Source organism: Phenylobacterium sp. (assembly GCF_025351295.1).
Lineage (GTDB): Bacteria > Pseudomonadota > Alphaproteobacteria > Caulobacterales > Caulobacteraceae > Phenylobacterium.
Genome location: NZ_JANXWD010000087.1, coordinates 1 through 13,184, shown reverse-complemented (window position 1 = coordinate 13,184; position 13,184 = coordinate 1). Strand labels below are relative to the sequence as shown.

Genomic DNA, 13,184 nt, shown 5'->3' with positions numbered 1-13,184 from the left:
CAAGAGTTGGAGCGTGACGGGCGCCGAAACCGCAAACACTTTCGGCTGTCACGCTCTGGCGGTCGCACGGCGCCCGGCGGCGGCGCCCAGGATGAAGCCGATGATCTTGGCGACGGCCTCATAGTGCGCCGGCGGGATCATGTCGTCGATGTCCACGGCGGCGTAGAGCGCGCGGGCCAGGGCCGGGTCCTCGATGATCGGCACCCCGGCCGCCTCGGCCACCGCGCGGATCCGGAGCGCCACGTTGTCCAGCCCCTTGGCCACGCAGGTGGGCGCGGCGTCCGCCCCCTGCTCGTACTTCAGCGCCACGGCGTAGTGGGTCGGGTTCATCACCACCACCGTGGCGTCCGGCACCGCCTGCATCATCCGCCGCCGCGCGCGGTCGGCGCGGATCTGCTTCTGGCGGGCGCGGATGTGGGGGTCGCCCTCGGAGTTCTTGAAGTCCTGCTTCACTTCCTCGCGGGTCATGCGCATGCGGGCCATGAACCGCTGGCGTTGCCACAGCCAGTCGGCCGCGGCGACCGTCAGGGTCAGGGCCGCGACCGCGAACACCAGCCGCTTGAGGATCTCGAACGAGAACGGGATGATCGCCGCCGGGTCCAAGGCCGAGAGCGAGGCGAACTGCGGCAGATAGGGTTTCAGCAGCCACCAGGCGATGGCCCCGGTCATGCCCACCTTCACCAGCGACTTGACGAACTGCGCCAAGCCGTCGGGGCCGTAGATGCGCCCGAAGCCCTTGGGGATCGAAACCTTGGAGAAGTCGGGCTTCAGCTTCTCGGGCGTCAGCCGCAGGCCGCCCTGCAGCAGGCTGGCCGCTGCGCCCGAGGCGCCGGTGGTCATCATGACGATCACCAGCGGCGGCAGCGCGGCCATCAGGGCGTAGCGGAACACCTCGACGCTGCTGTGGCCGTCCAGCGGCATGGCGTGGGGATGGGCAAAGAACGGCAGCAGCTGGGCGGCCAGGTTGCGCGCCAGCCCGCCGCCGGCCATCAGCACCACCGCCGCCGAGGCCGCAAGGGTCGCGAACGAGCCCAGGTCCATGGTCTTGACGCCGTCGCCCTTCTCGCGGGCCTGCTCGAGTTTGCGCGGTGTGGCGTCTTCTGTCTGTGACTCGCGATCGGGGGCTTCGCTCATGGCTTGGCGAAGATTCCGATGACCACACGGAAGCGGTCCACCCAGACCATGCCGATCACCCCCAGGCTGAGGGCGAAGATCGACAGCCCCAGCAGCAGGATGAGCGGCGTGGCCACGAAGAACACCTGGAACTGCGGCATCACCCGGCCGACCAGGCCGGTGGCGATGTTGAAGATCAGCGAGAACACCACGACCGGCGCGGCCAACTGCAGGCCGAGGCCAAAGCCCTTGCTCACCGTCTGGACGGCCAGCTGGCCGGCGTCGGCCACCGAGATGTTCCGCGTGAACGGGAACAGATCGTAGGACTGCACGATCGCGGCGATGAACATGTGATGCAGGTTGGTGGCGAAGATCAGCACGATGCCGATCAGCCCCAGGAAGGTGCCCAGGGTGGTGGACGGCTGGGCCTGCATCGGGTTGGCGGTCTGGGCGAAGGAGAGCGTGGTGGCCAGCGACACGATCTCGCCCGCGCTGGCCAGGGAGACCATGAACAGGCGCAGGACCCCGCCCACCGTCAGGCCGATCATCATCTCGCGGATCACCGCCAGGGCCACGCCAGCAGCATCCGACGGCAGGGGCGGCGCATGGCCGCCGACCAGCGGGAACATCATCAGCGCCAGCGACAGGGCGAAGGCCAGTCGGATGCGCGGCGGTATGAAGGTCTCGCCCAGGCCCGGGATCAGCATCACGATGACGCCCAGCCGCGCGAACACCAGGCCGGCGGCATACACCTGCTGGGCGGCGGCGAACGACTCCATGGCCGCGTCTCCTACATGCCCGCGATGCGGGCCGCGATGTTGCGCATGAAGCCGCTCATCAGCGCGCCCATCATCGGCAGGAAGATCAGCAGGGAGACGAAGATCGCGACGATCTTTGGCGCATAGACCAGGGTCTGCTCCTGGATCTGGGTCAGGGCCTGAAGCAGGCCGATGCCGACGCCCACGACCAGGCCGACCAGCAGCACCGGCGCGCAGAGCTGCAGGGTCAGCCAGATGGCGTCACGCCCGACGTCCAGAACCTCGGCGCCGCTCATCGAAAACCTCGTGGGGAAGAACAGGTCCGCGAGCTGTGGACCCGCCCGCCAGTGTTTCGCCCCTCATGGTTAACGAACGGCTACGGCGGGGGTCTCGATCGCCGCCGACACCGCGACATTGTCACCCTCGCGGTGCCCGCCGCAGGCGGTGGGACGAGAGGTTGCGCCAACCTCTAACTACCACCGCTCATCCCCGCGCAGGCGGGGACCCAAGCAGGCTCTCAGCCTTTCTACGGACCTGGCCCCGCCTCGGACTCGGGTTGGGTCCCCGCCTGCGCGGGGATGAGCGGATAGGGGGTGGCGGCGCGCGGCCCCTTGTTGGACCTGCCCCAGGCCACGCTCTACGGTCGCCAGGGATCAGGCGGTCAGCGCGCGCTTGCGGCGGACCACGGCGCCCAGGCCGAAGAAGCCCATCAGCATCATCGACCAGGTGGCCGGCTCGGGCACGCCGGTGACGCCCAGGAAGGCCGAGTTGGAGCCCGCGTGGTCGGAATTGCCGTCGCTGCTCTGGCCGGCGATGATGTACTTCGCGCCCGCCGCCTTGCCCTGCTTGATCAGGGTGTTCACGCTGTCGCCCGCGTAGTTGATCCCGTAATAATAGGCGAAGTGCGAGCTCGCGCCGTGGGTCAGCGCGCCCAGCCTGATCTTGATGCCGACGCCCAGGTCGCCGGTCGCGTCGCAGCCCCCGAGGCAGCTGAAGGTGTAGGCCACGCTGGGGTCCGGATTCTCGAAGCCAAAGTCGCTGCTGTCGATCACGATCCCCGACCCGCCGCTCGGGCCAAAGACGTTCTCGTTCGTCACCGTCGGATCGATGTCGAAGTCGACGTTGCGCTGGAAGATGGCGTTCACGGTGTCCAGCGTGGTGTTGGTGACCGTGGTGTCGATGCGCAGGATGTTGCCGCCGCCGACGAAGCTGTAGTTCTGGACCACGGTGAGGCCGAAGGTGGTCAGCGAGGTCGCGGTCGCGCCGTCGGGGCCGGCCAGGATATGGGTGCTGACGATATTCTGGGCGCCGACGAAGTTCTGGTCGGCGTAGGCGCTGTCGAGGGCGGTGGACACGCCCCAACTGTCGCGCGGCGTGCCGAAGATGATCGGGTCGTAGCCGTCGGCGTTGCGGCGCAGGCCGACGCGGGTCGCATTGTCGAACAGCTCCCCATTGACGCCGATCCCGGCCGAGACCGTGCCCGCGCCGTTGGTGATGGTCTGGGCCGAGGCCTGGGCCGCCAGGGCGCCCGCGGCCAGCCCCGCGAGCGCCGCACCGGCGAAAATCCTTTGGAACTTCATGCAACTACCCCCACGGCCGAGGCGACCGGTCGAATTTAACTCAGCGTTAGCATACAGCCGCCTGTGCGACGAGATCGCAACAGCTTTCGCGCACCGGGCGTGTTTGCCGCGACGGGCGCCTAGGGTCGCGCCAGCGCCGCCCCGAGCGCCCGCGCCGCCTGCGCCGGGGTGACCTTTCCGGCGTCGCGGTCGACGCTGTAGTTGGCCGCCCGCATGGCCTCGACGGGGATTGCGCCGACCAGTGGCCGCAGCGCCTCGATCAGCCGGCGGTCCCCGGCCCGCTTCGGCGAGATCAGGATCACCGCGTCGTAGGGCGGGATCGCGGCCTTGGGGTCGGACAGCACCACCAGCCGGTCGGCGGCGATGCGGCCGTCGGAGGAGAAGGCGCTGATCACGTCGGCGTCGCCGCCGGAGAGCGCGCGGTACATGAAGGTCGGCTGGAACGACCGCTTGGCCTTGAAGCTGAAGCCGTAGGCGCCGTCCACCGCGCGCCACTCCGGCCGCGACAGGAACTCGATATCGGTCCCAAGCGTCAGCTTCGGCGCCTCGCGCGCCAGGTCGGCCAGCGAGCCGATGTTCAGCGCCCTGGCCCGGTCGGGCCGCATGGCGAAGGCATAGGCGTTCTCGAAGCCCAGAGAGCCCAGCACCACCACGCCGTCGCGGCGCTTCAGCTCGGTGGTGAGGCCAGCCAGCACCGCCTGGCGGCCGGGGTTGTCGGCGCGGCCCAGGACGTTGGTCCACAGCGTGCCGGAGTAGTCGACATAGGCGTCGATCTCGCCGGCGGCGAGCGCGCGGTAGGCGACCGCCGAGCCCAGGTCCTCCTTGCGCGTGACGCGGGCGCCGGCGCGCTCCAGCCGCGCGGCCATCAGCTCCGCCAGGATGTACTGCTCGGAGAAGTTCTTGGCCCCGACCACGTAGGCTGCGGGCTTGCCGAACCCGGCCAGCGGCGCGATCGCCGCGGTCGCCCCAATGACCAGCCCGGCCAGCCCCGCGATCACCAGGCCGCGGCACCGCGTGCGCGCCCCGGTCTCCACCAGGCCCAGCAGCTGGTCGGCGGCCAGGGCCAGGACGGCGGACGCCGCGCAGCCGAACAGCACCGAGACCCAGTTCTCGGTCTGCAGCCCGGCGAAGATGTAGTTGCCCAGGCTGGTCTGGCCGACCGGCGTGGACAGCGTCGCCGCGCCGATGGTCCAGACCGCGGCGGTGCGGATCCCAGCCATGACGATCGGCGCGGCCAGCGGCAGCTCCACCTGGAACAGCTTCTGGCGCGCGGTCATGCCGACCCCGTCGGCGGCCTCGGCGATGGCCGGGTCGACGCCGGTGATCCCGGCCACGGCGTTGCGCAGGATCGGCAGGATCGAATAGAGGGTCAGCGCCAGCAGCGAGGGCAGGAACCCCAGCGCCGAGAAGCCGCGCCCGATGGTCGCCGTCGACAGCATCGAGAGCGCCAGCAGCAGCGGGAAGAACAGCGCCAGCAGGGCCAGGCTGGGAATGGTCTGGATCAGGCTGGCCAGCGCCAGCACCGGCCAGCGCAGCCGCGGGCTGCGGGCCGCGGCGATCGCCAGCGGCAGGCTGATCAGCAGGCCCAGGCCCAGCGCGCTGACGCTCAGCAGCACGTGCCAGCCCAGGTATTCCGGCAGCAGGTCGAAGGCGGCCCTGAGGTTGGCGGTCATCGGCGCGGTCTCATGCGCCCAGCCGCTCGCGCAGGCGCTCGGCCTGGCGCTTGGGCGCCTCCAGCAGGGCGCGCACGTCGGGGTCGGTGGTGTGGGCCAGCAGGTCGGCCGGCCCGCCGTCGGCCAGGATGCGGCCGGCCTTGAGCACCACGATCCGGTCGGCCAGCAGAACCGCCTCGGCCATGTCGTGGGTGACCATCACCGTGGTCAGCCCGAGGCGCTGGTGGAGCGCGCGGTAGTCGACACCGAGCGCATCGCGGGTCAGCGGGTCGAGGGCGCCGAACGGCTCGTCCATCAGCATCAGCTTCGGTTCGGCCGCCAGGGCCCTGGCCACGCCCACCCGTTGGCGCTGCCCGCCGGAGAGTGCGACGGGCGCCCGCGTGGCGACCTCGCGCGGCAGGTCCACCAGGTCCAGCAGGGTCCCGATCCGTTCGGCGATCCGCGCCTTGTCCCAGCCCAGCAGCCTGGGCGTGATGGCGATGTTCTCGCCCACGGTCAGGTGCGGGAACAGGCCCACCTCCTGGAAGACGTAGCCGATCCGGCGGCGCAGGTCGTGCGGCGCGGCGCGGGCCACGTCCTCGCCCTCCACCGACACGCGCCCGGCGTCCGGCTGGATCAGCCGGTTGATGGTCTTGAGCAGTGTGGTCTTGCCGGACCCCGACCCCCCGACCAGGGCCACGAACTCGCCCGTCCCCACCGCAAGGTCGACCCCGTCCAGCGCGGCGTGGCCGCCATAGCGCTTGGCGATTCCCTCGAGGCGGATGATCGGTGGGGCCATCGGCGACGCCTAGCACGACCCGCGCCGCCCCCGCACCGAAGAGTGCGGGCCGGCGTGGCCCCTAGATCGGCATCCGCATGATTTCCTGGTAGGCGCCGATCACCTGGTCGCGGACCGCCATGACCGTTTCCAGGCTGGTCTCGGCGGCGGAGATCGCGGTGACCACGTCGACCAGTTCGCCCTTGCCGGCGACCTGGGCGGCCATCTGGTGTTCGGCGTTCTTCGAGGCGCCGACCGCCTCGCTCATCGCCGACTTCAGCATCTCGCCGAAGCCGCCGTGCTGCGGCGCGCTGGGCCCCGCGAGGCTGGCCGCGCCGGAGGGTTCGCCGATCCCCATGCCCTTCTGGACGGAGGCGTAGGCCTTGGCGGCCGCGAGGGCGGTGATCATCGCTTGGCCCTTACTTCTTCAACAGGTCGAGGGTGCGCGCCTGCATGGCGCGCGAGGTCTCGATGACGTTCAGGTTGGCCTCGTAGGCGCGCTGCGCCTCGCGCATGTCCAGCGCCTCGACCAGCGAGTTCACGTTGGGCAGCTTGACGTAGCCCTTGGCGTCGGCCGACGGATTGCCCGGCTCATACTCCTGGCGAAACGCGGTCGGGTCGCCCTCGACGCGGCTCATCTTCACGCCCTGGGCGCCGGCCACGCGGCTCGGCTGGAACACCGGCTCCTGGCGGCGGTAGGGATCGCCGCCCGGGGTCTTCGAGGTCGAGTCGGCGTTGGCAAGGTTCTCGGCGATGATCCGCATGCGCGCCTGCTGGGCGCGCAGCGCCGAGGCGGCGACCGCCTGGACGACGCCGGCGGCGGGTCGGATGTCGGGCATCTAGGCTCTCCTGGCCTCTAGAGCCTGTCCGGATCAGATGGAATCATCTGATCCGGATAAACAGGCTCTAACTTGAATGTTTAGAGCGCGTCGGGCGGCGAAACCGGGATCCACTTTCGCCTGACGCGCTCTAGCGGCCGGGCGGCTTGGCCGCCAGCCGCAGCATGCTGAGCGACTTCTGGTAGAAGCTGATGGCGGCGTCGTAGTTCATCCGCGCGTCGCTCATCTTGATCATCTCCTCCTCCAGCACCACGGAGTTGCCGTTGAGCGTGGTCTCGGAGTCGGGCGTCTTCACCGGCTTGTAGGCGGCGCCCAGGCCGCGCTTCTCGGACGGCGGCGACAGGTGGCCGGCCTGCGTGGCGGCCATCACGGTCGGGCCCTGGGCCTGGACGTGAGCCTCGAAGCTGAACGGCTTCAGGTCCTGCGGGGTGAACCGCGCGGTGTCGGCGTTGGCCACGTTCTGGGCCAGCACCTTCTGCTGCTCGGACAGATAGCCGAGCCGGCCACGGAGCATCGAGAAGAGCGGGATTTCGGCCAGGTTCATGACCTCCGATCCTTAAGCAACAGGGTTAATCCGCGTTTAAGAGACTCAGCGGCCAATGGCGCGGAGCCCCAAACCCCGCAGAACCGCCACCATGAACTTCGCCGATTTCGTCAGAGCCGCCTTTGCCCTCGCCCTCACCCTCGGCCTGGTGGGGCTGGCGGCTGTGGCATTGCGCCGCTATGGGCCCGACGCCATGGCGCGGATGGCGATGAAGCGGAAGGACCGCCGCCTGCGGATCGTCGAGACCCTGGTGCTGGATCCGGCCCGGCGGTTGCTGATCGTCGACTGCGACGGGGTGGAGCGGCTGATCCTGCTGGGCGACGGCCACCTGCTGGCTGACCTGGCGAAGCCGAAGGCGCCGCGCTGATGCTTCAGCTCTGGCGCGCGCTCCGCACCCTGCCCGCCGAGGACTGGCGCAAGGCCGCCCTGCTGGCGCTCGCCACCACCTTCGCGGCGATGATCTTCCCGGCCGCCGCCCTGGCCCAGGCGCTGAACGTCAACCTGGGCTCCGGCGCGGGGCTGACCCAGCGGGTGGTCCAGCTGATCGGCCTGATGACCGTGCTGTCGCTGGCCCCGTCGATCGTGATCATGACCACCTCGTTCGTGCGGATCGTGGTGGTGCTGTCGCTGCTGCGCACGGCGCTGGGGCTGCAACAGAGCCCGCCCAACGCGGTGATCATCTCGCTCAGCCTGTTCCTGACCGCCATCGTCATGGGGCCGACCTTCGAGAAGTCCTACAACGAGGGGATCAAGCCGCTGCTGGACCAGCAGATGGAGCTGCCGGCCGCCTTCGACGCCGCGGGCGGGCCGGTCAAGCAGTTCATGCTGAGCCAGGTCGGCCAGGACGACCTGGCGCTGTTCATCAAGCTCTCGAAGATCCCCCGGCCCGCCACCGCCATGGACACCCCGCTCCGGGTGGTCACCCCGGCCTTCATGATCTCGGAGCTGAAGCGGGCGTTCGAGATCGGCTTCCTGCTGTTCGTGCCCTTCCTGGTCATCGACCTGGTGGTGGCCAGCGTGCTGATGAGCATGGGCATGATGATGCTGCCGCCGGTGGTGGTCAGCCTGCCCTTCAAGCTGATCTTCTTCGTCCTGGTCGACGGCTGGCGGCTGGTGGCCGGCAGCCTGGTCGAAAGCTTCCACCAGCCCCCCGGGACAGGATAGCGCGCTGTTTCCCTCCCTGAATGGGGAGGGACAGATCGCGAAGCGATCAGGGTGGGGAAGTGCGGGCCAGGCTCCGCGCATCGAGATTGTCCGCCCGCGTCGAAGCCGAGGCCTCCAACGCCGAGATGACCTGATCCATCACCCCGCCGAGATTGCCCCGCACCGCTCCGGCCCGGAACCGCAGCACCCGGAAGCCGTGCCGACGCAGGACCGCGTCCCGAACCAGATCATGATCGGCGCACAGGTCGTCGGCATGCTGGCCGCCATCGACCTCGATCACCAGGCGTCGCGCATGGCAGACGAAGTCCAGATAGTAGCCGCGGAACGGGGCCTGGCGGCGGATTTGGAAGCCGCGACTGCGCAAGAGCTAAAGGCGGCTCCAGAGCAGCACCTCGGGTTCGCTCATGTTCCGTCGAAACTGCCGCGCGCGTGCGATCTGGGGCCGCATAGTGACAATTTGTTCGATATTTGTTCTTTTGACAATCCCTGACCGCACCGAACTGGACCACACTTCCCCACCCTGACCGCTTCGCGGTCTGTCACTCCCCGTTAAGGGAGGGAAACGGCGCCCTGATTAGCCCTTGGCGGCCTTGGCTGGGGGGGCGGCTTGTGCCTGTTTGGCCGGCGCGACCGGCTTGGCGGGCGCGGTGGCGGGCTTGGTCGGGGGGCCGACCGGGGCGGGGCGGGTCTTGAAGCGGCCCTTCATCTTTTCGACCCAGCCGGCAAAGGCCTCGTTGTCGGCCGAGACCCGGCTGAAGTCGGCGACGCTCATGCGGCCGGACGGGGCGCCGGTGAGCGCGATGCGCAGGGCGTCGGGGTTGTTGGCCTTCTCGTAGAAGCCCCGGTAGCGCTGTTCCAGGCGCGCCAGCGAGCCGCCGTCGCCGGCCAGGCTGTAGGCGACACCGGCGCGGATCAGCCGGCCTTCCTCGTCGCTGGTCAGCGGGGTGGCGGTCTTGTAGCGGTCGCCGAGGCTCTTCTCGAACAGCGGCCCGGCCATCGGCCAGTTCTTCTGCTTCCAGGTGATTTCGGCGCGCAGGTCGGCGGCGTCGCGGGTGGTGTCGCGCTCGATGATCTCCAGCGCGCTGTCGAATTTGCCGACCCCGGCCCAGGCGCGAGCCTCGATCAGCCGGCGCTCGTTGGTCAGCGCGGCGGGCAGGACGGTGGTGCGCGAGCTGTTGATCGCCTGCAGCGCCTGCTCGGGCTTGTGGTCCATCAGGTAGATCACCGCCAGGTCGGTGGAGACCTGGGCCTTGGGGATGCCGTCCAGCCGGTTCTCGGCCTGGTACTTCAGCAGCTCGGCGGCCTGCGGCAGCAGGTCCACGTCCACCAGCCTGCGCACCATCTTGCGCACCATCAGGTCGCCGTCGGCGCCGATCGGGGTCAGCTCCTTGAAGTCGTAGAACAGCGCCAGCGCCTGGATCGGCTCCAGCCCGTCGGCCGAGCCGTTCAGGAACAGGCCGCGGAAGGCGCCGTTGAGGTCGGCCTGCAACTGCTGGGCTTCCGGCAGGTCGGGCAGGCGCACGCCCGCCGATCGCAGCGCCTCCAGCGCCTCGCGGTAACGGCCCTGGGCCAGGTAGAGCTGCCCCAGCGCGCGGATGGTCTCCAGCTCGGTGGCGTCGCCACGCCAGCGGTAGCGCAGGTTGTCGAACACCCCGGCCGCCTGCAGCGGCGTCATCTGGCCCAGCTCCAGCTTGATCTGGGTGGCGCGCAGCACGGCCGGGGCCGAGATCGAGTCGATCGGCGCGCTGGCGATGGCGGCATAGACCTTCAGCGCCCGGTCCTTGTGGCCCTGCAGCTCGATCACCTTGGCCTTCACCAGGCAGCTCAGCAGCTGCTCCTCGGAGCTGACCTTGTTCTCCATCGCCATGCGGATGCGGTTGTCGGCCCCGACGATGTCGCCCTGGGCCAGGGCCGCCTGGGCGTCGGCGCGGGCGAAGCGGGCCTTCCACAGCGGCGAGAACAGACCATAGGCCTCCACGCCGCGCACGAACTGGGCGCGGCCGTCGGCATAGTGGGCCAGCTTAGTGTCCACATAGGCGCGCCACATGGCGGTGGAGGGGTCGTCGGCCAAGCTGGGCGCGGAGAAGTCGGCGTCGGCCTCGGCGTAGCGGCGGGCCAGCGTCCGGGCGATGCCGCGCAGGCCGCGGAACTCCGGGTCGTCCAGCATCTCGGCATGGGTCCGGGCCAGGTCGCCCAGCACCCCGATGGCCTCGTAGGAAAGGTCGGAGCCGACCAGGAAGCGGGCCAGCGCCATCCGCGCGGCGACCGGCGCCTGGCGGTCCTTGCTGCCGCTTTCGGCGGTGGCCGCCGACAGCAGGCCTTCGTAGCGCCGGAGGAACCCGCCCTCCCCGGTCTTCGCCCAGTCCTCGGACACCAGGGCCGGCATGATCGCCGGCTGCGGCGCGCCCAGCTGGGCCTCCTGCTTGTCGCGGGTGGCCCAGGCGGGCGAGAGGCTGAGGCCCTGGGTGCGGCTGATGCGAACGATCTCGCCGTCGCGCTTGACGCTGAGATCGTCGACCAGCGGCTCGATGGCCAGGCCCTGGATCGAGGGCAGCAGGGCTGCCTCGACGAACACGCGCCGGCCGGGCACCCCCTTGGGCGGACCCAGGGCGGTGACCACGGTGAGGGTGTCGCCCACCACCGGGTCGGGCAGGTTGATCACCCGCGTCGCGCCGGCCACCGGGGCCTTCAGCGTCGCGGGCCCGCCGGCGGCGTCGCGGGCGACGCGGACGATGGCCGGCTGGCTCTGCGGACCAGGACCCAGCGCGATGGTCCAGGTATTGCCCACCGAGCTGACGAACACCGGGGCGTCGGGGTCGGCGTCGATGCGGACGGCGGCGTGGTCGGCGCCCTTGAACGCGGCGATGGCGCTCAGCGGCCGCACGCCCTTGGGCGCGGACGAGACGTCCAGGGTCGCCGGGGCGTCGAACACCACCCAGATGGCGTCGCCCCGGCGGAACACCGCCGCGCCGGCCGGATTGGCCCAGGTGAAGCTGAGCTGCGTCTGGCCGCCGGCGAGCTTGGAGACCATGTGGACCACGCCGCCGGCCGGCAGCGGGTTGGGGCGCGGCGGCTCGGCCTCGGCGACCTCGACCGGCGGCGCGTCCGTGGGCGTGGCGGCGGCGGGCGCGGCGGGCGCGGCTTCCGGGGTCGCCTTGGCATAGACGTTGACGAAGGTGGCGCCGTCGGCCTCGCCGATCTTGGCCTCGCTTTCGTCGGCCAGGGTCAAGACCAGCTGCAGCTGGCCGCCGACCCGGCGCTTGTCGACCGCCTTGATCCACTTCGGCGGCGAGGTGTGGAGCTGGGCGACGTCGGGATCGCCGGCGATGGTCAGGACCACGGTCTGGCCCTCGCGGCGCGCGCTCGCCTTGCCGCCGCGGACCTCGATGCGGGAGAAGCTCTCGGTGGTCGCCACGCGCACCTCGAGGCCGCCGCGCTCCTTTTGCGAAGACGGGTGGGCGACGGCCCGGGCCGCGGGGGCGGCGAGGCTCGCGGGGGCCGCGACGCTGACGATGCAGGCCGCGGCGACCCCGGAGCGGAGAGCGCTCCGGAGGCTCATCGCTATCCGGTCTTGGCCGGGGCGGAGGCGGCGGCGGCCGGGGGCGCGCCAGGCGCCGCGGCGGCCGGGGGCGCAGCCGCAGGCGTCGCCGGGGTCTTGGCGGCCGCCTGCTGGGCGGCGGGGGCCTTCTTGCGCGGCGGGGCTTTCTTCGGCGCGGCGGCGGCAGTCTTCTTAGGGGCCGGGGCGGTCGGGTCGACGCTTGGCTTGGCGGGCGCGGCCGCGGTCTGGTTGGCGACCTGGTCGGCCTTGGCGGCGGCGGCCTGGGCCTCGGAGAAGCGGTGCGCCAGGGACTCGGTCAGCTTCTTGGCGTCGGCCTGCGGCATCAGGGCGAGGATGGCGGAGAGCGCGCGCTCCTTCATCTTGGCGGCGATCGGGATGCGGACGCTGTCGTCCAGGCTGGCCAGGCGCGGGGCGGCGTCCTTGGCCTTCATGCCTTCGAACACCTTGACCAGCCGGTCGATCTCGGCGGCTTCCTTGCTGTTGGTCTGAACCAGCAGGCCCTGGACTTCGCCCTTCAGGCCGTTGAGCGCGCGGATCTTGGCGTCGACCTTGGCCTCGGCGGCGGCCATCAGGGCGAGCTGCGTCGAGAGGTCGGTCTCGCGCTGGTCCAGCTGGCCGCGGCGCGCGCCCAGGCTCTGCAGCACCTGCAGCTCGGCCGGGCTGAGGCCGGCCTGCTTGGCCAGTTCGGCGGCGGTCGGCGCGCAGACCGCCTTGGGGGCCGCGGAGGCCGTCGGCGCGGCGGCGGCGGTGTCGGCCGGCGTGCCGGTGGGGGCCAGGACCGAGGTCTCGGCCGCGGCGGGGTCGGCGGGCTTGGCGGCGTCTGCCTTGCCCGGCTTGTCCTTGGCGAGCTTGGCGCCGAGCTTGGTCTTGCCGGGCGTCACCGACTTGGCGGCTTCCTCGGCGAAGGCCTGGGCGCCCGACAGCAGGCTCGGCAGGTCGCGGGCGCCGGCCAGGGCGTTCACGGCCAGGACGCCGCAGATGGCGACGCCGACCAGGGGCAGGATGCGGGGAACGGATTTCAACGACGGGCTCCCGCAAGGCGTTCATCGGCGTAGCGGTCGAGGCTCAGCGGCGCGTCCTCGAACAGGTCGTCGTCGATGGCGGCCAGGCGGCGGCCGGGCAGCGGCGCGCGGCCGACCAGGGGTTCGTCGGCGACGGGCGCGCGGGCGGGGGCGGACGCGGCGCGGCGCGCCTCGG

14 protein-coding genes are annotated in these 13,184 nt (G+C 70.9%); 2 read left to right on the top strand and 12 right to left on the bottom strand.

The window, feature by feature from the left end; genetic code table 11:
* Positions 1 to 48: 48 nt before the first annotated feature.
* The 9 genes from flhB to Q0R13_RS12015 form a co-directional block, all read right to left on the bottom strand.
* On the bottom strand, positions 49 to 1,134 hold the full coding sequence (flhB, locus tag Q0R13_RS12055) for a flagellar biosynthesis protein FlhB (RefSeq protein WP_293904188.1): 1,086 nt from the start codon (positions 1,132 to 1,134) through the stop codon (positions 49 to 51).
* A complete protein-coding gene (fliR, locus tag Q0R13_RS12050; RefSeq protein ID WP_293904186.1) occupies positions 1,131 to 1,892 on the bottom strand; it encodes a flagellar biosynthetic protein FliR in 762 nt (253 codons plus the stop codon). Before fliR ends, flhB begins: the two co-directional genes overlap by 4 nt.
* 11 nt (positions 1,893 to 1,903) lie before the next feature.
* Positions 1,904 to 2,167: a flagellar biosynthesis protein FliQ gene (gene fliQ / locus Q0R13_RS12045; RefSeq protein ID WP_293904184.1), complete on the bottom strand. Its 264-nt coding sequence runs from the start codon at positions 2,165 to 2,167 to the stop codon at positions 1,904 to 1,906.
* Between the two features lie 357 nt (positions 2,168 to 2,524).
* Complete coding sequence (locus Q0R13_RS12040) at positions 2,525 to 3,451, bottom strand: PEPxxWA-CTERM sorting domain-containing protein (protein ID WP_293904182.1); 927 nt, start codon at positions 3,449 to 3,451, stop codon at positions 2,525 to 2,527.
* Positions 3,452 to 3,570: 119 nt separating this feature from the next.
* The gene (locus Q0R13_RS12035; protein WP_293904180.1) at positions 3,571 to 5,124 is read right to left on the bottom strand and encodes an ABC transporter permease/substrate-binding protein; all 1,554 of its coding nucleotides are present in this window, start codon (positions 5,122 to 5,124) and stop codon (positions 3,571 to 3,573) included.
* 10 nt (positions 5,125 to 5,134) lie between these two features.
* Complete coding sequence (locus tag Q0R13_RS12030) at positions 5,135 to 5,902, bottom strand: ABC transporter ATP-binding protein (RefSeq protein ID WP_293904178.1); 768 nt, start codon at positions 5,900 to 5,902, stop codon at positions 5,135 to 5,137.
* A 61-nt stretch (positions 5,903 to 5,963) separates the two neighbouring features.
* On the bottom strand, positions 5,964 to 6,290 hold the full coding sequence (fliE, locus tag Q0R13_RS12025) for a flagellar hook-basal body complex protein FliE (protein ID WP_293904176.1): 327 nt from the start codon (positions 6,288 to 6,290) through the stop codon (positions 5,964 to 5,966).
* Between the two features lie 10 nt (positions 6,291 to 6,300).
* Complete coding sequence (flgC, locus tag Q0R13_RS12020; RefSeq protein WP_293904174.1) at positions 6,301 to 6,720, bottom strand: flagellar basal body rod protein FlgC; 420 nt, start codon at positions 6,718 to 6,720, stop codon at positions 6,301 to 6,303.
* A 130-nt stretch (positions 6,721 to 6,850) separates the two neighbouring features.
* Complete coding sequence (locus tag Q0R13_RS12015; RefSeq protein WP_293904172.1) at positions 6,851 to 7,264, bottom strand: flagellar basal body protein; 414 nt, start codon at positions 7,262 to 7,264, stop codon at positions 6,851 to 6,853.
* Between the two features lie 91 nt (positions 7,265 to 7,355).
* Between Q0R13_RS12015 and Q0R13_RS12010 the strand changes: the two genes are divergently transcribed.
* Together Q0R13_RS12010 and fliP are read left to right on the top strand one after the other, a co-directional pair.
* A complete protein-coding gene (locus tag Q0R13_RS12010; RefSeq protein WP_293904170.1) occupies positions 7,356 to 7,631 on the top strand; it encodes a flagellar biosynthetic protein FliO in 276 nt (91 codons plus the stop codon).
* Positions 7,628 to 8,428, top strand: a complete 801-nt coding sequence (fliP, locus tag Q0R13_RS12005) for a flagellar type III secretion system pore protein FliP (protein WP_293904346.1) — start codon at positions 7,628 to 7,630, stop codon at positions 8,426 to 8,428. The genes Q0R13_RS12010 and fliP overlap by 4 nt, the downstream gene beginning before the upstream one ends.
* A gap of 46 nt (positions 8,429 to 8,474) precedes the next feature.
* On the opposite strand, the gene Q0R13_RS12000 is transcribed toward fliP, so the two are convergent.
* The 3 genes from Q0R13_RS12000 to Q0R13_RS11990 all read right to left on the bottom strand — a co-directional run bounded on the left by Q0R13_RS12000 (position 8,475) and on the right by Q0R13_RS11990 (position 13,009).
* On the bottom strand, positions 8,475 to 8,792 hold the full coding sequence (locus tag Q0R13_RS12000) for a DUF559 domain-containing protein (protein ID WP_293904168.1): 318 nt from the start codon (positions 8,790 to 8,792) through the stop codon (positions 8,475 to 8,477).
* Positions 8,793 to 9,002: 210 nt separating this feature from the next.
* Positions 9,003 to 11,987: a tetratricopeptide repeat protein gene (locus Q0R13_RS11995; protein ID WP_293904166.1), complete on the bottom strand. Its 2,985-nt coding sequence runs from the start codon at positions 11,985 to 11,987 to the stop codon at positions 9,003 to 9,005.
* A gap of 2 nt (positions 11,988 to 11,989) precedes the next feature.
* Positions 11,990 to 13,009 carry a hypothetical protein gene (locus Q0R13_RS11990; RefSeq protein WP_293904164.1) on the bottom strand — a complete coding sequence of 340 codons (1,020 nt, stop codon included), beginning with the start codon at positions 13,007 to 13,009 and terminating at the stop codon, positions 11,990 to 11,992.
* Positions 13,010 to 13,184: the final 175 nt, after the last annotated feature.